Source organism: Glutamicibacter sp. NPDC088483, assembly GCF_044753145.1.
GTDB lineage: Bacteria > Actinomycetota > Actinomycetes > Actinomycetales > Micrococcaceae > Glutamicibacter.
In genome coordinates this window covers 41,731-59,937 of the sequence record NZ_JBIVMP010000010.1, presented here as the reverse complement: position 1 = coordinate 59,937, position 18,207 = coordinate 41,731, and the positions used below count along the sequence as shown (strand labels likewise).

Sequence of the window (18,207 nt, the reverse complement as noted above, 5' to 3'; positions counted from 1 at the left end):
TCACCCCGCCGTTTCCGTTTCGCCCTTTCAGGCTGTCCGGATCAGCGGCGCGAGATAAAACTCTACACGGGTTCAGCCACGACGCAAAATCGGCCAGTTTCCATGCTTTTCTGCGCAGAATCCCCGGAATCATGCGGATTCCCTGCGGTCCAAGGTGAATATCGGCTAAAAACAACGGAAAATTGTTGTTATGAAGCAGGTCACCCCAATGAAAAGGGGCCATAACTTGCCTTGGCAAGTTATGGCCCCTTCACGGTGCTTGGAGACTACTTGGACTGTCCAGCGCGCAAACGCGATACCTCGTAGAGCGAGATGCCAACAGCCATCGAAGCATTCAGCGATTCCATTGCCGAGTCGATTGGAATCGAAACGATGGCGTCGCAGTTTTCGCGGACCAGCCGGGACAGGCCCTTGCCTTCGGAACCAACCACGATGCACAGCGGGCCGGTAGCCAATTCGAAGTTCGGAAGCTCCATGTCGCCACCGGCGTCGAGGCCGATCACGAAAATGCCAGCAGCCTTGATTTCTTTCAGTGCGCTGGTCAGGTTGCTGCACTTGGCTACTGGTACGCGTACAGCTGCACCGGCGCTGGTCTTCCATGCCGAAGCGGTCATGCCGACGCTGCGGCGCTCTGGAATGATCACGCCGTCTGCGCCGAAGGCCGAAGCCGAACGGACAATCGCACCCAGGTTACGCGGGTCGGTGATGCCATCCAGTGCCAGGAACAGCGGCTGGGTCCGGGTGTATCCCTTGTCGAAGTCCTTGATGGCCTTGGTAGCCAGCTGGACTGCATCCTTGTATTCGTATGGCGGGATCTGCAGGGCCATGCCCTGGTGGATCGCGTCATCGGTCATGCGGTCGAGCTCGGGCTTGGATGCTTCCATCAGCGGGATGCCCAGCTCGGCAGCCAGCTTCAGGGATTCGCGGACGCGGTCATCGACGTCGATGCGGATGGCAACGTGCAGCGCCTTGGCAGGGATGCCGGCGCGCAGCGCCTCAACGACGGAGTTGCGGCCGGTGACGAACTCGGCGTTGACCTTGATGCGGTCGGTTCGACGGCCGGTGCTGCGCTTGGCGGCCGAGCGCTCAGAGAGCTGCTTGGCACGGTAAGCCTTGTGGTACGGGCGGTCCTCCGCTTTGGGGGTCGGGCCCTTGCCCTCGAGGGAACGACGTCCCTTGCCACCACTACCCTTGGTTGGGCCCTTTTTGTTCATTGGTTCATGTCCTTTAGTTTTGAGTTCATTGGTGCCGCGCGTGTTCGCGACTAGTTGTCCAGAGTCCAGCGAGCGCCATCGGCCGAGTCCGCCACGGTAATGCCAGCGGATGCCAGCGCATCGCGGATGGCGTCGGAGCGTGCCCAGTCCTTGGCAGCGCGTGCTTCGGCGCGTTCAGCCAACTGGGCCTGGATCAGCTGATCCAGGGCTGCGTGCTCTGCAGAAGATTTCGAGCTTTCATTGCTGCCGGCATCATCCAGGCCCAATACCTGGGTCATGGCCAAGACCTGGCCCAAGGCCTTGGCAGTGGCAGCGTCGTCACGGCTATCCAAGGATGCATTGCCCAGCCGCACGGTTTCATGCAGCGCGGCCAGCGCCATTGGAACGTTCAGGTCATCATCCATCGCGGTGCCGAAAGCTTCCGGAACCCCGGTGGCCACGATCGACTCGGCGACGGCACCCAGGCGGTAGCGCGCATTGGAGATGAAGGTGTCGATGCGTTCGACCGCTGCCCCCGCTTCGGTCAGCGAGTCCGGGCGGTAGTCGAGCATCGAACGGTACTGCGCCTGGCCCAGGAAGTAGCGCACCACGCGGGCGTCGGCCAGCGCGAGCATTTCTTCCGGGGAAATGGTGTTCCCAATGGACTTGGACATCTTCTCACCCTCATAGGTGACCATGCCGTTGTGCATCCAGAAGTTTGCAAAGCCGTGGCCAGCCGCGTTGGACTGGGCCATTTCGTTCTCGTGGTGCGGGAAGCGCAGATCCAGTCCGCCGCCATGGATGTCGAATTCGCTGCCCAGGTACTTGCCAGCCATCGCCGAGCATTCCAGGTGCCAGCCTGGGCGGCCGCGTCCCCAGGGGCTTGGCCAGGAAGCCGTCAGCGGATCGGTGCCCTTGTAGCCCTTCCACAGCGCGAAGTCGCGTGGATCCTTCTTGCCGCGCGGATCCGAATCCGGCGCGTCCTGCATATCGTCGATCTTCTGGCGGGTCAGTGCGCCGTACTGCTCATAGGAGCGCACGTCGAAATAGACATCTCCGGAGCTGTCGGCCGCCGGGTAGGCATGGCCGCGTTCGATCAGCTGTGCAATCAGCTCATGCATTTCGGTGATGTGGCCGGTCGCGCGGGGCTCGTAAGTCGGGCGTTGGACACCCAGAGCCTCGTAGGCCCGTGCGAATTCCTGCTCGAAGCGGTACGCCAGGGCGAACCATTCTTCGCGCGGCTTGTAATGGGCATCCGCCTCGAAGTCCTCGGCGAAGGAACTCGCCGACTTCTCCAGGATCTTGTCATCGATGTCGGTCACGTTGCGGACGGTGGTGACGGCAAAGCCGCGGTATTCGAGCCAGCGCACCAACAGGTCGAAGACAATGGCGCTGCGGACGTGGCCCACGTGCGGCATGCCCTGCACGGTGGCGCCACAGTAGTACAGCTTGACTTCGCCTTCCGCCAATGGCTGGAAGTCGCGTACGGATGCTGTTTTGGTGTCATAGAATCGCAGGCTCACGCCTTTAAGGTTATCCGATGGATGCACCCTTTGTACTTCACTTGTGACACTCTCGATGATCGAAGCCCCGCGGTTGCGCCAAGGGGCCTAGCCCGATACCGGGTAGACCAGTGCGGTGGCATAGGCTGTCACGCCCTTGCCTTCCCCCTCGTAGCCCAGCCCGTCGCTGGTGGTCGCAATGACGCTGACTGGGGCGCCGATAGCCTCGCTCAGCACTTTGCTGGCTTCTTCGCGGCGCGCGGCAAAGCGCGGGCGGCGGCCAACGAACTGCACCGCGACATTGCCGATTTCGAATCCCGCCTCCCGCACCAGGCGGGCGGCTTCTGCAATCAGGCTCACACCGCTGGCCCCGGCGAATTCCGGTCGGTCCACCCCGAAGTGCGTGCCCAGATCGCCAATGCCCGCAGCGGAGAACAGCGCATCGCAGGCCGCGTGCGCTACCGCGTCGCCATCGGAGTGGCCCGAAAGCCCGGTGTCTTCCGGGAAGTGCAGTCCTGCCAGCCACATTTCGCGAGTCGGGTCTTCGCTGACCGCGTGAACATCGATGCCGTTGCCGACTCGTGGCAGGATCATGGTTTCTTCCTTTGCGCTTGGGGTGGCCGCGGGCTGGTTCGCCGCGAGCTTGCCTGCCGCGTCGAGATCTCCGGGATAGGTGACCTTCATGGCTTGCTGCGATCCCGGCACCACATGGACTTCGGCTCCGAAAGCCCGCACGATCGACGCGTCGTCGGTAACCTGCTCCAGTTCTGCCTTGGTGCAGCCATCCAGTTGGGCGTGGGCATCGCGCAACAGCTGCGCGTCAAAGCCCTGCGGGGTTTGCACCGCGCGCAGGATGGAACGTGCCGGGGTTTCCTTGATGATTTCGTGCTCGCCGGCGGCATCGAGCTCCACCACGCAGATGGTGTCGGTGACGTTCAGCGCCGGGATGACGGCGTTGCACTGCTCGTCGGCCAGAGCGCCAAGCACTTGTTCATGCAGCTTCGCCGGGGCAAAAGCGCGGGCGGCGTCATGCACCAGAATGTTGGTGGCGGCGGAACTGGCTTCAGCCAGGCCGGCGCGGACCGACGCGGCGCGGCTGGCGCCACCGGGCACGGTGCGCACCTTGTCCCCGTACTGCGCCATGGCCGCGGCCAGGCGTTCGTCCTGCGGCGGGGTCACCACGATGATTTCGGTGATCTGCGGAATTCCCAGCGCCCGGTCCACGGCATGTTCAGCCAGGGATTTTCCGGCCACCTGGACCATCGCCTTGGGAAGGCCAGCGCCGAGGCGGGTTCCCATTCCAGCAGCCACGAGGATCAGGCTTGAGTTCTGCACTTCGCTTTGCTTCACAGCGCCCAGCTTATCGTGCCGCGCGGTTCGGCCTTGGCCGCTTTAACGCCAAAAGCCGTGAAACGCTTGGGAGCGTTTCACGGCGATGCGTTACCGGAACGGGGCTAGGCCGAAGCCAGAACCTCGTCCAAGAGGCCTTCTGCCTTGGCCTCGTCCAGATCCTTGGCCAAGGCCAATTCACTGATCAATACCTGGCGAGCTTTTGCCAGCATGCGCTTTTCGCCTGCCGACAGACCACGGTCATTTTCTCGGCGCCACAAGTCGCGAACTACTTCTGCAACTTTGATGACATCGCCGGAAGCGAGCTTCTCGACATTTGCCTTGTAGCGGCGCGACCAGTTGGTCGGCTCTTCGGTAAATTCAGCACGAAGGACATCGAACACATGGTCCAAGCCTTCCTGACCTACCACGTCACGTACGCCAACAAGATCAACGTTCTCAGCAGGAACCTCAATGGTCAGGTCGCCCTGAGCCACCTTGAGCTTGAGATACATTTTCTCTTCGCCCTTGATCTTGCGCATCTTGATCTCTTCGATCATCGCGGCACCGTGGTGCGGGTAGACAACAGTCTCGCCAACCTCAAAAACCATGTGGATAAACCCCTTTCCCACGCCCTAGTCTACCATGTTTGCTATTCCGGATCCTGCGACTGTGCCCCATATAACCGCGAATTCACGCGGAAATGCCTCTTCCACTCGCAAGAGAAACATGCTATGAAGAAGATAGGGCAGTCGACTGCGCACCAACCCCCTTCCCCGCATCGGTTGTCTACAACTTGTCGAAATGCGTGTGTTGCACGTCGCTAAATCGCGTCTTTGCGTGAAAAACAGCTAGGCTTAGAGGTAATCGTGGTCCAATTTTCGATTGCCCCTGCCCTAGGTGCATTCGATTAAGCAGGCCACGAACCGAAGCAACTCATTTTTCTCACCGAGGAGTTAGTGTCGTGATCACCGCACGCATGACCGCTGGACGTCGCATTGCCGCGTCCCTCGCTGTGGCTGCCCTGGCATTCGGTGTCACCAGCTGTGGCGCCATCAACGAGCAGGCCACCAACACCGACTACGCCGCCAGCGATGGCGTCAACGTCGATGTCGCAGACGCAAAGGTCCGCAACCTGATGTTCGTCACCAACAGCGACGACACTGAAGCCCGCCTGATCGGCTCCGTAGTCAACGCCGGCGATTCCGCGCTGACCCTGTCGGTCAAGGCTGACAACGCAGCACCTGTCTCCATCCAGGTTCCTGCAGACGGCACCATCAAGCTTGAAGAAGACAAGAACCAGCAGATCATCAAGAACATGGGCATTGCAGCTGGCGAACACGCCGACTCGGTCTTCACCGTTGCCGGTGAGAACGTGGAATTTAGCGTTCCAGTTGTCGATGGCACCCTGGCTGAATACCGCGACTTCGTACCAGGCGGTGCTGATCAGTCGGTTACCGAGCACCTGACTCCAGAAGAGACCCACTCCACTTCGGGCCACTAAGCTTCGCGCAAGACAAAACAAGAGCCTCGGACAGAATCGAAAGATTTTGTCCGAGGCTCTTGGCGTATCCTGGCTCTTTGGCTTTAGACCACGAACTTGTAGCCCAGCCCGCGCACGGTCACCAGGCGTTCGGGCACCGCCGGGTCGACCTCGATCTTGGAGCGCAGGCGCTTGACGTGCACATCCAAAGTCTTGGTGTCCCCCACGTAGTCGCTGCCCCAGACGCGGTCAATCAGCTGGCCTCGGGTGAGCACTCGACCGGCGTTGCGCAACAGCATTTCCAGCAGCTCGAATTCCTTCAGCGGCATGGATACCTCGGTGTTGTCGACCGAGACCACGTGGCGTTCCACGTCCATTCGCACCGGACCGGCGGTGACCACATTGCTGATCAGTTCTTCGCCTTCGCCCTGGCGGCGCAGTACAGCACGGATGCGGGCCAGCAATTCGCGGGAGGAGTACGGCTTGGTGACGTAGTCGTCGGCGCCGAGCTCCAGGCCGACGACCTTATCGATCTCCGAGTCCTTTGCGGTGAGCATGATGACCGGGACCTGGCTGTTCAGGCGGATCTGGCGGATCACTTCGGTTCCGGGCTGGCCCGGGAGCATCAGATCCAGCAGCACCAGGTCTGCGCCATGGCGTTCGAACTCGGTCACGGCCTTCAGACCGTCGTCGGCGATCCGGACTTCGAAACCTTCGCGTTCCAGCAGGTAGGACAGCGGGTCAGAGAGCGATTCCTCGTCCTCAACGATCAATATGCGGGTCATCGGCGTCCTCCTTCACGATCGGACGCATTCGTCTCGATCGTTCGTTCCTTCATCGTCTGGCCGGCAAGCACATTGCTGGTCGCCGGTTCTTCGTCCGCTAGGGGAAGTCTTAGGGTAAATGTGGATCCGTGGCCCGGCTGCGACCACAGCGACACTTCGCCGCCGTGGTTGGCCAGCACGTGCTTGACGATGCTCAGCCCCAGGCCGGTGCCCCCGGTCTGCCTCGAACGTGCGGAGTCCACGCGGTAGAAGCGCTCGAAAACGCGTTCCTGCTCTTCGGCCGAAATCCCGGGTCCCTGGTCGGTGACCGAGATCTGCGCATAGCCATCACGCTGCCGGATGCCCACGCCTACCGTGGTGTTCTCCGGGGAGTAGCGGATGGCATTATCGATCAGGTTGCGGATCGCAGTCATCAGCAGGTCCGCATCGCCCAGGATCGGCTCCTCGAGATGTCCGCCTACGGTAATGGCGATGCCCTTTTCCTCGGCAATCAGGTGGCTGCGGTCAACTGCCTCGGCCACGACGCTGTCGATATTCACTTCCTGGCCCTGCACGATGGCATCGGATGCCTGCAGGCGGGAGAGCTCGATAATGTCCTGGACCAGGGCGGCCAGGCGCCGCGATTCCTTGTCCATCCGGGTGGAGAAGCGGCGTACCGCCTTGGGGTCATCGGCAGCCTCGGTAATGGCCTCGGCCAGCAGGCCGATCGCGCCGACAGGAGTCTTCAGCTCGTGGGAAACGTTGGCCACGAAGTCGTTGCGCATCGCTTCGGTACGGGTGATTTCGGTACGGTCGTCGGCCAGCAGGAGAATGTACTCGTCGCCCAGCGGTGCCACGCGCACATGGACAATCAGCTGCCCGGCACCCAGCGTGGAGCGTTGCAGCTCGTACTGGCTTTCGGCAATCACGCCGTCGGCGCGAACCTGCCGCACCAGCGAGAGCAGTTCGTTGTGGACGAGCGTGTGTCCTCGCACCAGTCCGTAGGCGTAGGAAGCGGGGTTGGCTCGAACCACCCCGTCGACGTCATCAAGGATTACGAAGGCGCGTCCAATGACCGACAGGACGGCGGCGGCTCCCTCGGGGAGCACGGGTTCGTCGACCTGCGGCAGCTTCGAGGAGCGGTTCTGGGAAAGCCGGAAGGCGATGACGCCAACGATCCCCAGAGCCAGGCCGAGGACGCCGGCTATAAGAGTCGAGATCACTTCGTTCACATCTTTAGACTAGCTTCACCTTTGGGTGGCACCGGCCCTAAATGACGTGATTTAGTCGATTTCGGCGCGCTGTTCACCAAACGTTCACCTTTCGTGGCATATTCGTTAATCACCCGCTGACAAGCTGGAGCAAGACCCTCCACCATGCCACAAAACTGTTTCGGGGCGGTTGGCTGCCACGGCAGTCCACCATCCGGCATGGATACCGACACTCGAAAGGAACTGCTGTGCGTAAGGTATTTCAAGCAGACCTGCAGCAAATTGGCGAAGAACTCATTGAGATGGCCAACCAGGTCGCAACCGCAATGGATCGAGCTTGGGATTCGCTAGCCAACGTCGACGTCGATCTGGCCCAGGAAGTCATCGCAGCGGACGCGAAGATCGACTTCCTGCAGAACCAGCTCGATGAGCGCGCTATCGATACCTTGGCTTTGCAGGGACCGGTAGCCAGCGATCTGCGCATGATCGTCGGTTCGCTGCGCATGAGTGCTTCGCTGGAGCGCATGGGCGACTTGGCACGCCACTTGGCGCAGCTGGCCCGCCTGCGCTTCCCCAACCCGGCAATCCCAGCCAGGATTTCCGACACCTTTGCCCAGATGGCAAAGATCGATATTGACATCGCCAAGGCCGTTGCGCGTTTGCTCGACACCCGCGATCTGCAGATCGCTACCGAAATTATCGAGCTGAACCACCAGCTGGATCGCTTGCACTCCAGCGTCTTCACCCTGGTCGCGGCCGACGACTGGGATGCCAATGCACCCACCACCGTGGACGTATCGCTGACCAGCCGCTACCTTGAGCGCTTCGGCGATCATGGTGTGTCCGTAGCTCGCAAGGTCACCTATCTGGTGACCGGCGAATGGGACCCCACCGAGATCTAGGTCCGCGGACCTAAGCTATAAGGCTGCGCCTTGGCGCCTGCCATCCGGTACCACCGGATGGCAGGCGCCATTTTTGCTCTCCAGCTCATTCAGCACTGAAACTGGGTGTCCGGGGTCCGGGAAGCCTTCGCATCGCGGCGCGAACTGGGTACCGTGCCGTGGCCCGCGGCCCCGTTGGCATGGCAGTGCTGCGCCTCGTCCGGCCATGCAGCTCCACGCGCTCACGGTGAGCGCACGTCCAGCCATTGCCCCGGCAGGATGCCAGCGGACGCACGACGCAGCGCTGGGCACCCCAGGGACCGCCGTTGGAGTCCGGTCCCATCCGGGGAATCCAGCCCGTTAAACCAGCAGAGGGCAGTCCACCGATCGGTGGACTGCCCTCGCAGGTTGTTGGCGCGCAAGTGGCGCCAGCGTCTAGCGGGCTTCTAGCCTTCGCACTCGACGCAGAAGCCTACATTGCCCTCTTCGCGCACCAGCTGCGAACGGTGGCGAATCAAGAAGCACGAGCCGCAAATGAACTCGTCGTCTTTCTGCGGAATGACCGTAACGGTCAATTCCTCGTTGGATAGATCCGCACCTGGCAGATCCATGCCATCGGTGTGGTCGGTCTCGTCGAGCTCGCGCACCACCGACTTGGCGTCCGGTGCGTTTGCGGACTTCACCGCATCCAGAGAAGCCTTACGTGCCTCAGCAACGTCTGGGCGGACTTCATCGTAATCAGTTGCCACGAATTGCATTCCTAACGTGAGCCATTGAGCCTATTCGAAATAGGAGATTACAGCATACTAATGCCAAAAATACAATCGTGCGCAGTTGTTTCGCTCACAGCCGGATGCTTGGCGTTACCTCGGCGTTAACAAGCGGACGGCGGCATCGCGAACTACTGGCGAGTAGCCAGCAGCCTCGATGCCGCCGAAAAGCGTGTCCTACTTGCGGCCTTGGTTGGCAACGGCCTCGATGGCGTCCGCAGCGGCTGCTGGATCCAGGTAGGTTCCGCCCTTGGTGATTGGCTGGAAGTTGTCATCCAGCTCATAGACCAGCGGGATGCCGGTTGGGATGTTCAGGCCAGCAATGTCTTCATCGCTGATGCCATCCAGATGCTTGACCAGCGCACGCAGCGAGTTGCCGTGGGCGGTGACCATGACGGTCTTGCCTGCCGACAGGTCGGCCTTGATGTTGTTCTCCCAGTAGGGAAGCATGCGATCCAGCACGTCCTTGAGGCACTCGGTGCGTGGGGCGGAGTCGCCCAACGCCGCATAGCGCTCGTCGTTGATCTGGCTGAACTCCGAGGAATCATCCAGTGCTGGTGGCGGGGTGTCGTAGCTGCGACGCCATTCCATGAACTGCTCTTCGCCGAACTCGGCCAAGGTCTGCGCCTTGTCCTTGCCCTGCAGCGCACCGTAGTGGCGCTCGTTCAGGCGCCAGTCGCGGTTCACCGGGATCCACGAACGGCCAGCGGCCTCCAGGGCCAGGTTCGCGGTAACAATGGCGCGGGTCAGCAAGGAGGTGTGAAGCACCTCCGGCTTGTAGCCAGCTTCGGTCAGCAGCTGGCCGCCGCGGGCAGCTTCAGCACGGCCCTTCTCAGTCAGCGATACGTCGTACCAACCGGTGAACAGGTTCTTTTCGTTCCATTCGCTCTGTCCGTGGCGAAGCAAAATCAAAGTGTGGCTCATGTAATCCATCCTAACCAATGCGCAAGCCTGCTCGTGCGAAAGTTAAGGCCCGTGATTAAAGTGCGAAGACCTGCAGTCCGCCAAGATGCGGATGCAGGTCTTCGGGAAAACTTGGTGCCTTGGCACGCCTAGTAGTTGTACCAGCCGCCGCCTTTGCCGCTGACGGCAGGCTTGACGTCCGCGAGGTACACGCAGGCGATGCAGGCGCCGATCAGCTGCAGGAAGCCGATTCCGCCCTGGCTGAAGATGCCAAGCAGTGCCACGGCGGTGCTGGCGACGGTCAGTCCAAGCCAGAACCCCTTGGTGCGCTTGCCTTCCTGGGCGAAACGATCTGCGCCATGACGCAGGCAATCAACCAAAGCCCAGACGGCGAGCGCAACGATGACAATGCTCAAAGCGATCATCATGTAGTACTCGATTATTTGGGCCATGCGCAACATGTTCATGCTTGTACTCTACCTTTTTGGCGCAAATGATGGGCGCTGTGCCACGCGCGGAAATCAGCGCCCGCGGGCATCAAAGCCGGTCCAGCGCTTGCTGCAGATCGGCCCAGAGGTCTTCCACCTCTTCAATGCCTACTGACAGTCGGATCAGGCTGGCCGGGACGCTGGCCGGCTCCGAAGCGTGGCGGGCCCGGCGCTCAGCTAGGGATTCCACGCCTCCAAGCGAGGTGGCGCCGGTGATGAGCTGGAAGGCTTCCAGCACCCGGTCCGCTTCTTCGGCGGTGCTTCCCGCTTCAAAGGCGATCACCGATCCGAACCCACCCATGAGGTCCGCGGCGCGCGCGTGGCCCGGGTCGTTGGGCAGTCCCGGGTAGCGTACGGCCTGCACCTTGGGATGTGCCGCGAGGCGTTCTGCCAGCACCTGGCTGTTTGACTGCGAACGCTGAAGGCGCACGGCCATGGTGCGCACCCCGCGTAATGCGAGGAAGGTATCCATCGGGCCGGCGATCGCGCCATGCAAGGTCCGGTACCCATGCAGGCGGCTGTGGAGCTGCTCGTCGCTGGTGACCAGCGCGCCCATGATCACGTCCGAGTGGCCCGACAGGTACTTGGTCACCGAGTGAACTACAAGGTCGGCACCGTGGACCAGCGGCTGCTGGAGCAGTGGGGTGGCAAAGGTGTTATCCACGATGCTCACGACGTTCTTCGCTTTGGCGGCAGCCAGCAGGGTCGGCAGGTCGGCGACTTCCAGCATCGGGTTGGTTGGCGATTCCACCCAGAGCACATCGGCCCCATCCAAGGCAGCGAGCACTTCTTCGGTGTTGGCAATATCCACCGGGCGAATGCGCAGCCGTCCCGCATCTTGCAGCTCTGCGCTCAACGCCAGCGAACCGTTATAGGAATGCTGCGGCATCACCAGCACGCCGGCCTCTGGCACGATGCTCAATGCGGCGGCAATAGCTGCCATGCCCGAGGAGAACACCAGGGCAGGCAGCGTTGCCGCTTCGAGCTGGCCCAGTACTTCTTCAAACGGATCCCAGGTCGGATTGGAGAAGCGCGCATATACGCGTTCACCCGGCGCCGCCTGGCCTTTGGAATGGTAAGTCGAGGTGAAGGTTACCGGGTGGTTGACTGGAGCATCGTAGCCATGGGCCGGACGCCCGCCGGCAACGAGCAAAGTTTTCGGATCCCAGGCCGGATTGGCGCCTGATTCTGCGGTGCGGGGGTTCATGGAAAAAACTCTACGCTTCCTTTGACGCTGCCAGCCGGTGGATTTCACTACATTTCATCTGACTGATCCACCACACTGGGCGCATTTTCGTTGCACATCCTGCCGTTGCAGCGCACATCTTTAAATGTCCTTGGATAGGCTAGTGGGGTGAGTATCGAATCGAGTACCCCAACCCGTGGCTTGTTCATCGTTTTTGAAGGCGGTGACGGCGCTGGGAAGTCCACGCAGGTCGCCCTGGCCCAGCAATGGCTGGAGTCCCGTGGCGCCAAGGTCACCACTACCCGTGAGCCAGGCGGAACCCAGATCAGCGAAGAGCTGCGTTCCTTGGTGCTCGAACATGGCCACGGCGAGATCGATGCCCGTACCGAGGCCCTGATTTACTCGGCGGCGCGTGCCGCCCATGTCCAGCAGGTCATCTCCCCCGCGCTGGATGCCGGAACCCACGTCATCTGCGACCGGTTTGTTGATTCCTCGCTGGCTTACCAGGGCATGGGCCGTGCCCTCGGCTTTGATGCCGTCGCATCGATTAACGACTTCGCAACCGGCGGACTGAAGCCTGATGCCACCATCATTCTTGATATCTCCGCCGCGCAAGGACGTGCCCGGCGCATTGCGGCCAGCGGCGGCGTGGAGGATTCGGATCGCTTGGAATCCGAGCCGGATGATTTCCATGAACGCATCCGCAACGCCTTCCTCGACTTGGCGGCCCGTGATCCGCAACGCTATCTGGTCCTGGATGCCACCGCCAGCGTGGAGAAGCTGCACCAGTCGGTTGCGCAGCATTTGGCAGGCTTGCTGTGACCCGGCCGGTCTTCGCAGAACTTGCCGGGCAGGAACGTGTCATTGCCACGTTGACCGCTGAGGTTGATCGCGGCAACCCGACCCATGCCTGGCTGGTCACCGGTCCCCCGGGTTCGGGCCGCACCACCGCGGGGCGGGCTTTCGCGGCAGCTTTGCAGTGCACCCAGGCCCCGGCCGGCTGCGGGCAGTGCGCCAACTGCAAAATGGTCATGAATTCGGAGCACCCGGATGTGTCCTTCGTATCCACCGACAAATTCGAGTACCAGATCGCTGACGTCCGCCATCTGATTACCCGTGCACAGGAAAGTGCTGGCACCGGCCGCTGGCGCATCATCATCATCGAAGATGCCGACCGCATGTCCGAGCGCAGCACCAACGTGCTGCTCAAGGCCATTGAAGAACCGCCCGCCAAGATGATCTGGATCCTGAGCGCCCCGTCTCCTGCAGATGTTCTGGTGACCATTCGATCACGGTGCCGCGCGGTAAATCTCTCCGTGCCGTCCACCCAGGATGTTGCCGATCTTCTGGTGCGCCGTGACGGCCTGGAACCGGAACAGGCGCTGTTCGCTGCCCGTGTCTCGCAGTCCCACATTGGCGTAGCCCGTTTGCTGGCCCGTGACGAGCAAGCACGCATCCAGCGTGAAAAAGTCGTTACCTTGCCGTTGCGCACCACCACCTTGCCGCAGGCGATGGCCGCTGCCGCAGAAATTTCCAAACTGGCCAGCGAGCGTGCCGAGAACATTACCGGCACCGATCTGCAGAACAAGATTGCCCAGCTGCGCCACGCCAACGGCTTGGGTCCAGAGGAGAACATCCCCGCTGGATTGCGTGGACAGTTCAAGGCGCTGGAGGATGATGCCAAGCGATTCGCTCGGCGTGCAGCTTTCGATGCCTTGGACCGTACCCTGACAGACCTGACCACATTCTTCCGCGATGTTTTGAGCATCCAGCTGAAAACCGGAATTGAGCTGATCAACGAGCACCTGCGCGAGCAGCTCGAACGTTTCGCAGCGGAACAGTCCAGCGAGAAGTCCTTGGCCCAGCTTGATGCCATCAATGAAACGCGCAGCCGCTTGGCTGCCAACGTCAACCAGCTCATGGCCCTGGAAGCACTCATGACCCGTTTGCTGCCTCAGCCGGGACGCCGTTAACCCATCACAAGGAGACACTAAAAGTGCCTGCACGCTCACCGATGATGCGCTTGGCCGCAGTGGGGACCGCTCTGGCTTTGACCCTGGCCGGCTGCTCTTCCACTACAGCGGATTCGCAGTCCGGCGCATCGGATGCGTCGCAGTCCGCGCCCAACGCCAGTACACCGGAAGGATTGGAATCCTTCTACAGCCAAGACCTCGATTGGGAAGAATGCGGCAGCATCATCGAATGCGCCACCATAGAGGTTCCGCTGGACTATGCCGATCCCGAAGGCGAGAGCATTGATCTGGCGTTGAACCGCCGCGCAGTGGACGGAGCGACAGGCAATCTGCTGGTAAACCCCGGCGGCCCAGGCGGATCCGGCCTGGATCTGGTGGCGTCCTCGGTACCAGGCATGTTCAGCGCTGACCTGCAGCGCACCTACAACGTCATCGGATTCGATCCGCGAGGCGTGGGAGAAAGCTCCCCGGTCACCTGCCAAAGCGGTGCCGAGACCGATGAGGGACGCCAGGAAAACCTGCGGGCTTGGGTTCCTGAAGACCAGGACGAAATTGTCGAGGATACCGAGGACTACGCAGCTGACTGCGCGTCCAATACCGGCGATCTCCTAGGCCACGTCGATACCGTTTCGGCAGCGAAGGACATGGACGTGATCCGTGCTGTGCTCGGTGATGCACAGCTGGACTACCTCGGTTTCTCCTATGGAACCTTCCTCGGAGCAACCTACGCTGATTTGTTCCCTCGGAATGTGGGTCGCTTCGTACTCGATGGCGCCATGGATCCAACCAGCACAGCTTCGGACCTCACCTTGGCCCAGGCCGTTGGCTTCGAGAAGGAGATCGACGCGTGGCTCGCCAATTGCCTTGAAAGCGGTGAGTGCCCGTTCACTGGAACCGTTGAAGAGGCCAAGGTGCAGCTGCAGCAGTTCTTTGCGCAGGTGGAGAACGAACCAATGACTGCCAGCGACGGGCGTGCAGTGCCGATCATCGACTTCATCAACGGCTTCATCTTGCCGCTGTATGACGATTCCAGCTGGCCCATTATAACCGATGCGATGAACGCTGCCGTCAACGACGCGGATGTGGATATGATCCTCGGCTTCGCGGATCTCTCGGCGGACCGCGAGGGCGACGGCACGTATGCATCGAATTCCACCGATGCTTTCACCGCCATCAATTGCCTGGACCGTCCAATGGACGCCAGTCCAGAAGCGATGCAGGCCGAAGCAACAGAGTTGATGCGTGCGGCCCCGACCTTGGGCAAGTATCTCGCCTACGGCGGCATCACCTGCGAGGCCTGGGACCACGACGCCACTGGCAAGCCTGAGGTCCTCGACGCGGAAGGCTCGAATGAGATCCTCGTCATTGGCACCGTCGGCGATCCAGCTACCCCCTACGCATGGTCTGAGGCATTGGCGCAGCAGCTGGATAACGCGACCCTGCTGACCTATGAAGGCCATGGCCACACCGCATATGGACGCTCCAATGAATGCATTACCAAAGCGGTGGATGAGTACCTGATTGACGGCAAAGTCCCCGAAGCCGGCACCCGGTGCTGATTGGGCTTGATGATGTCGTCGCCGTTTTGACGTTCAGACAATTCCTCGGATAAAGTGACGTGGTGCCTGTTTGCAGGTACAGGCCTCCTTAGCTCAGGGGTAGAGCAGCTCCCTCGTAAAGAGCAGGTCGCCGGTTCAAATCCGGCAGGGGGCTCGTTGTGAAGAAAACCCCGGAATCGCGCTTGCCGCATGATTCCGGGGTTTTCGCAATTTTCAATGGATTTTCATGACTGGTCCCGGGGTCTTCGATTCCCACGCAGTCCATTCTTATCCCGCATCTTGCCCAACGGCGCTTTTGGATATTCAATTAGGCCAGAGCCGGCAAACGATTCTTCACTCCGCGATCAGCAGATCATCGATCCTGGTTCGCGACCGGCAATAGCGGTATAAGCCTTCGACAGCAATTTCCAAGGAATTCCAAACTGATGCAATCCTTGCAGTACTCCCCTGAACCGCCATCGCTAGGCGGCAACGCGATCATGCGCCAACGGTGGAGCGAAGTAGCGTTCCTGCATTGGCGGGTTAGCCCGGATGAGGTGGCGCCGTACATGCCCGAAGGATGCCGGCCAGATATTGTCGCCGGCAGCGCTTGGGTGGGCCTCGTCGCTTTCCAGATGTCGCGCAGTGCGTTCTTCTCCGGTCCTGCGATTCCGTGGTTGGGTGACTTCCCGGAGATCAATGTGCGCCTCTATTCCGTTGACAATCAAGGACGCCGCGCAGTGGTATTCCTGAGCCTTGAAGCATCACGCCTGCTACCTGTGCTCATGGCGCGGGCAGTCTTCGGGTTGAAGTACCAGTGGTCGTCCATGAAAATCCTGAAGAAGGCCGGCACGATCAGCTATGCAACACGGCGCATCGGAAATCCGAGCGCACGTTCCCGCATCGTCGTGCGTCCGGTAGAAGCTTCTGCCAGTGCCGGTCCAATTACCCCGGGTTCGCAGACCGCCATCGCGCTATCGGCACAGTGGGCGTTCCACCAGCGGCATCTTGGGCGCACCTTGCACTGCCGGAACCACCATGAACCGTGGCCGCTGCAACCTGCACAACTCGTTGAATTCGACGATGGCCTGCTGCGTGCCGCCGGTTTCGCCACTCTCGCTGATCGAGCTCCTGACTCGGTTCTGTACGCCGAAGGCGTCGATACGCTGTTCGCTGCACCAACCGTACTGGACTGCTAGAGGCCAGGCACAAGGCAGTTGCGGCAGAAGGCTCCCGGTTTCGGAAGAAACCGGGAGCCTTCTGTTCTGCCTAGCTTTTTTACTCGAAATCGGCGGTTGCCGGGTCAGCCGAGATACGGCCTTCCGCTCCGCGGTCCAGGGTAGCGATGGCAGCCAGATCTTCCTCGTCCAGATGCACGTTCAGCGATTCGAAGTTCTCGACGATGCGCGATTCGGTGGTCGACTTCGGGATGACCACGTTGCCTACCGCCAGGTGCCACGCGATGACTACCTGTGCCACCGATGCTTCATGCTTCTTGGCGATCTCCACCAGCACTGGGTCGCTGAGCAGTTCGCCGCCGTGGCCCAGCGGGGACCAGGACTGGTGCAGGATGCCGTGCTCGGCCTCGTAGGCGCGCAGCTCGCCCTGCGGGAAGTACGGATGGGTTTCGACCTGGTTGATCACCGGGCGGACGCCGGTTTCGGTGTAGAGCTCTTCCAGTGCTTCCTTGGTGAAGTTGCAAACGCCGATGGACTTGGCCTTGCCGTCCTTCTGCAACTGGATCAGTGCCTTCCAGGTGTCCACGTAGGTGCCGCGCTTGGGCTGCAGCCAGTGGATCAGGTACAGGTCGACGTATTCCAGGCCGAGCCGTTCCAGCGAGGCATCCGCTGCGGCGAGGGTCTTCTCGAAACCCTGGTCCGAGTTCCAGACCTTGGTGGTGATGAAGAGGTCTTCGCGTGGCACGGTGCTGGCTGCAACTGCGCGGCCGACGCCAGCTTCGTTGCCATAGATGCGTGCGGTGTCGATGTGGCGGTAGCCGGCGTCGATGGCCTGGCCAACGACTGCTTCCGCGTCCTCGTCGGCGACCTTCCAGACGCCGTAGCCAAGCTGGTCGATGGTGTTTCCGTCAAGGAACTTCAGTTCAGGAATTGTTTGGGTCATGCAACTAATTTAGTCCACTGATGCGCCCTGCGCGGTGGAACACCACGCGAGCGATCGGGAAAACCCAATTATTCGCTGGAAGCGAGCAATTGCACGGCCCGGCTGACGTCTTCTTTCACCAGCATGGCACGATGGCGCACGGCTTCGATATCGATCGGCTTGCCGGCTTCGGCCTGCATGCGCATCATCGCTACGACCTGTGCGGTCGTCGCCAAATCATTGGCGGCCTTAGTCAGCGAACGATGCGCCGCAGAGGTCAGCTGCGGGATCGTGTCGTCATTGCTCGGGGTGATCCGATGCGCCGCACAGCAAAGCTGGCGTACGGTCGGCAACAGCACAGCCATCTCATTGGCTTCTCGGACCAGCTGATTGTAAACCTGGTCATCGTTGATGCCCTCTACCACCTGGAAGACCCGGTCCAATGACCGCTGGAAACGGTCATGGGCGCGACGCCAGACGCCCTCGCCAAGTTCGCGAGCAGCAGCACGCTCAGCGCGCAGTCGTGAAAAGAACGCCATTACACTTCTCTGCCGGTGGATTCCGATGAATTACTGGTTCTAGCCTACCGGGATCACCGCAGTGTTCCCGGCAGCGGGGTCGACATAAAACGAAACCGGCCGCGAGCCCCATCCGCTTTCGCCAATGGTTCTCACGGCCGGTACCAGTCGCGTTCAGCAGCAACGCCCTTCAGGATTCTTTTCCTGCCAGTCGGTGTAGTCCTTCCAGAATTCGCGCTCGGTCATTGGCTTGGCGCCAGGATGATTGCGTTCGTGGTGTTCCAGGTAGTGCTGGTACTTGTCGGCCCCGAGCACCCCGTCGACAAACTTCTTGGCTTGCCCCAGGCGTTCCAACAGCGTCGCCATGG

At 61.1% G+C, this 18,207-nt stretch carries 20 protein-coding genes and 1 tRNA gene; 7 read left to right on the top strand and 14 right to left on the bottom strand.

Annotated elements, in window-relative coordinates; genetic code table 11:
- From ACIP6G_RS18085 to ACIP6G_RS18065, 5 genes are all read right to left on the bottom strand, one after another.
- On the bottom strand, nucleotides 1-223 hold a 223-nt coding region (locus tag ACIP6G_RS18085), incomplete at its 3' end, for a hypothetical protein (protein WP_400291624.1).
- Between the two features lie 43 nt (nucleotides 224-266).
- On the bottom strand, nucleotides 267-1,214 hold the full coding sequence (gene rlmB / locus ACIP6G_RS18080; protein ID WP_105658780.1) for a 23S rRNA (guanosine(2251)-2'-O)-methyltransferase RlmB: 948 nt from the start codon (nucleotides 1,212-1,214) through the stop codon (nucleotides 267-269).
- A 50-nt stretch (nucleotides 1,215-1,264) separates the two neighbouring features.
- Nucleotides 1,265-2,716, bottom strand: a complete 1,452-nt coding sequence (cysS, locus tag ACIP6G_RS18075) for a cysteine--tRNA ligase (protein ID WP_400291622.1) — start codon at nucleotides 2,714-2,716, stop codon at nucleotides 1,265-1,267.
- 87 nt (nucleotides 2,717-2,803) lie between these two features.
- Complete coding sequence (gene ispD, locus ACIP6G_RS18070) at nucleotides 2,804-4,045, bottom strand: 2-C-methyl-D-erythritol 4-phosphate cytidylyltransferase (RefSeq protein WP_400291621.1); 1,242 nt, start codon at nucleotides 4,043-4,045, stop codon at nucleotides 2,804-2,806.
- Nucleotides 4,046-4,149: 104 nt separating this feature from the next.
- Nucleotides 4,150-4,635, bottom strand: coding sequence for a CarD family transcriptional regulator (locus ACIP6G_RS18065; RefSeq protein WP_038993823.1), 486 nt, complete (start codon nucleotides 4,633-4,635; stop codon nucleotides 4,150-4,152).
- Between the two features lie 353 nt (nucleotides 4,636-4,988).
- On the opposite strand from ACIP6G_RS18065, the gene ACIP6G_RS18060 reads away from it, so the two are divergent.
- Nucleotides 4,989-5,528 carry a hypothetical protein gene (locus ACIP6G_RS18060; protein ID WP_332488239.1) on the top strand — a complete coding sequence of 180 codons (540 nt, stop codon included), beginning with the start codon at nucleotides 4,989-4,991 and terminating at the stop codon, nucleotides 5,526-5,528.
- Nucleotides 5,529-5,611: 83 nt separating this feature from the next.
- Here ACIP6G_RS18060 and ACIP6G_RS18055 read toward each other — a convergent pair whose 3' ends face one another.
- Nucleotides 5,612-6,292: a response regulator transcription factor gene (locus tag ACIP6G_RS18055; RefSeq protein ID WP_105658784.1), complete on the bottom strand. Its 681-nt coding sequence runs from the start codon at nucleotides 6,290-6,292 to the stop codon at nucleotides 5,612-5,614.
- On the bottom strand, nucleotides 6,289-7,503 hold the full coding sequence (locus tag ACIP6G_RS18050; protein ID WP_388024205.1) for a cell wall metabolism sensor histidine kinase WalK: 1,215 nt from the start codon (nucleotides 7,501-7,503) through the stop codon (nucleotides 6,289-6,291). The genes ACIP6G_RS18055 and ACIP6G_RS18050 overlap by 4 nt, the downstream gene beginning before the upstream one ends.
- 227 nt (nucleotides 7,504-7,730) lie before the next feature.
- On the opposite strand from ACIP6G_RS18050, the gene phoU reads away from it, so the two are divergent.
- Nucleotides 7,731-8,384, top strand: a complete 654-nt coding sequence (gene phoU, locus ACIP6G_RS18045; protein WP_133835063.1) for a phosphate signaling complex protein PhoU — start codon at nucleotides 7,731-7,733, stop codon at nucleotides 8,382-8,384.
- A 425-nt stretch (nucleotides 8,385-8,809) separates the two neighbouring features.
- Here phoU and ACIP6G_RS18040 read toward each other — a convergent pair whose 3' ends face one another.
- From ACIP6G_RS18040 to ACIP6G_RS18025, 4 genes are all read right to left on the bottom strand, one after another.
- Nucleotides 8,810-9,112 carry a DUF4193 domain-containing protein gene (locus ACIP6G_RS18040; protein ID WP_038993831.1) on the bottom strand — a complete coding sequence of 101 codons (303 nt, stop codon included), beginning with the start codon at nucleotides 9,110-9,112 and terminating at the stop codon, nucleotides 8,810-8,812.
- Between the two features lie 198 nt (nucleotides 9,113-9,310).
- The gene (locus ACIP6G_RS18035) at nucleotides 9,311-10,057 is read right to left on the bottom strand and encodes a phosphoglyceromutase (RefSeq protein ID WP_332488251.1); all 747 of its coding nucleotides are present in this window, start codon (nucleotides 10,055-10,057) and stop codon (nucleotides 9,311-9,313) included.
- A gap of 128 nt (nucleotides 10,058-10,185) precedes the next feature.
- Nucleotides 10,186-10,503 (bottom strand): DUF2516 family protein, encoded by a 318-nt coding sequence (locus tag ACIP6G_RS18030; protein ID WP_105658787.1) that lies wholly within the window; start codon nucleotides 10,501-10,503, stop codon nucleotides 10,186-10,188.
- A gap of 70 nt (nucleotides 10,504-10,573) precedes the next feature.
- Nucleotides 10,574-11,731 (bottom strand): aminotransferase class I/II-fold pyridoxal phosphate-dependent enzyme, encoded by a 1,158-nt coding sequence (locus tag ACIP6G_RS18025; protein WP_332727722.1) that lies wholly within the window; start codon nucleotides 11,729-11,731, stop codon nucleotides 10,574-10,576.
- A 147-nt stretch (nucleotides 11,732-11,878) separates the two neighbouring features.
- Between ACIP6G_RS18025 and tmk the strand changes: the two genes are divergently transcribed.
- The 5 genes from tmk (at nucleotide 11,879) to ACIP6G_RS18000 (ending at nucleotide 16,420) form a co-directional block, all read left to right on the top strand.
- Nucleotides 11,879-12,532: a dTMP kinase gene (tmk, locus tag ACIP6G_RS18020; protein WP_400291617.1), complete on the top strand. Its 654-nt coding sequence runs from the start codon at nucleotides 11,879-11,881 to the stop codon at nucleotides 12,530-12,532.
- On the top strand, nucleotides 12,529-13,683 hold the full coding sequence (locus ACIP6G_RS18015; RefSeq protein ID WP_400291616.1) for a DNA polymerase III subunit delta': 1,155 nt from the start codon (nucleotides 12,529-12,531) through the stop codon (nucleotides 13,681-13,683). The genes tmk and ACIP6G_RS18015 overlap by 4 nt, the downstream gene beginning before the upstream one ends.
- Before the next feature lie 23 nt (nucleotides 13,684-13,706).
- The gene (locus tag ACIP6G_RS18010) at nucleotides 13,707-15,242 is read left to right on the top strand and encodes an alpha/beta hydrolase (protein WP_400291614.1); all 1,536 of its coding nucleotides are present in this window, start codon (nucleotides 13,707-13,709) and stop codon (nucleotides 15,240-15,242) included.
- Nucleotides 15,243-15,324: 82 nt separating this feature from the next.
- Nucleotides 15,325-15,396: transfer RNA gene (locus tag ACIP6G_RS18005), tRNA-Thr, on the top strand.
- A 271-nt stretch (nucleotides 15,397-15,667) separates the two neighbouring features.
- Entirely contained in the window at nucleotides 15,668-16,420 is a 753-nt protein-coding gene (locus ACIP6G_RS18000) for a YqjF family protein (RefSeq protein WP_400291612.1), read from the top strand.
- Nucleotides 16,421-16,499: 79 nt separating this feature from the next.
- On the opposite strand, the gene ACIP6G_RS17995 is transcribed toward ACIP6G_RS18000, so the two are convergent.
- From ACIP6G_RS17995 to ACIP6G_RS17985, 3 genes are all read right to left on the bottom strand, one after another.
- Nucleotides 16,500-17,342 (bottom strand): aldo/keto reductase, encoded by an 843-nt coding sequence (locus ACIP6G_RS17995; protein WP_105662502.1) that lies wholly within the window; start codon nucleotides 17,340-17,342, stop codon nucleotides 16,500-16,502.
- Between the two features lie 68 nt (nucleotides 17,343-17,410).
- The gene (locus ACIP6G_RS17990) at nucleotides 17,411-17,860 is read right to left on the bottom strand and encodes a hypothetical protein (RefSeq protein WP_105662501.1); all 450 of its coding nucleotides are present in this window, start codon (nucleotides 17,858-17,860) and stop codon (nucleotides 17,411-17,413) included.
- A gap of 153 nt (nucleotides 17,861-18,013) precedes the next feature.
- On the bottom strand, nucleotides 18,014-18,205 hold the full coding sequence (locus ACIP6G_RS17985) for a YbdD/YjiX family protein (protein ID WP_073707480.1): 192 nt from the start codon (nucleotides 18,203-18,205) through the stop codon (nucleotides 18,014-18,016).
- Nucleotides 18,206-18,207: the final 2 nt, after the last annotated feature.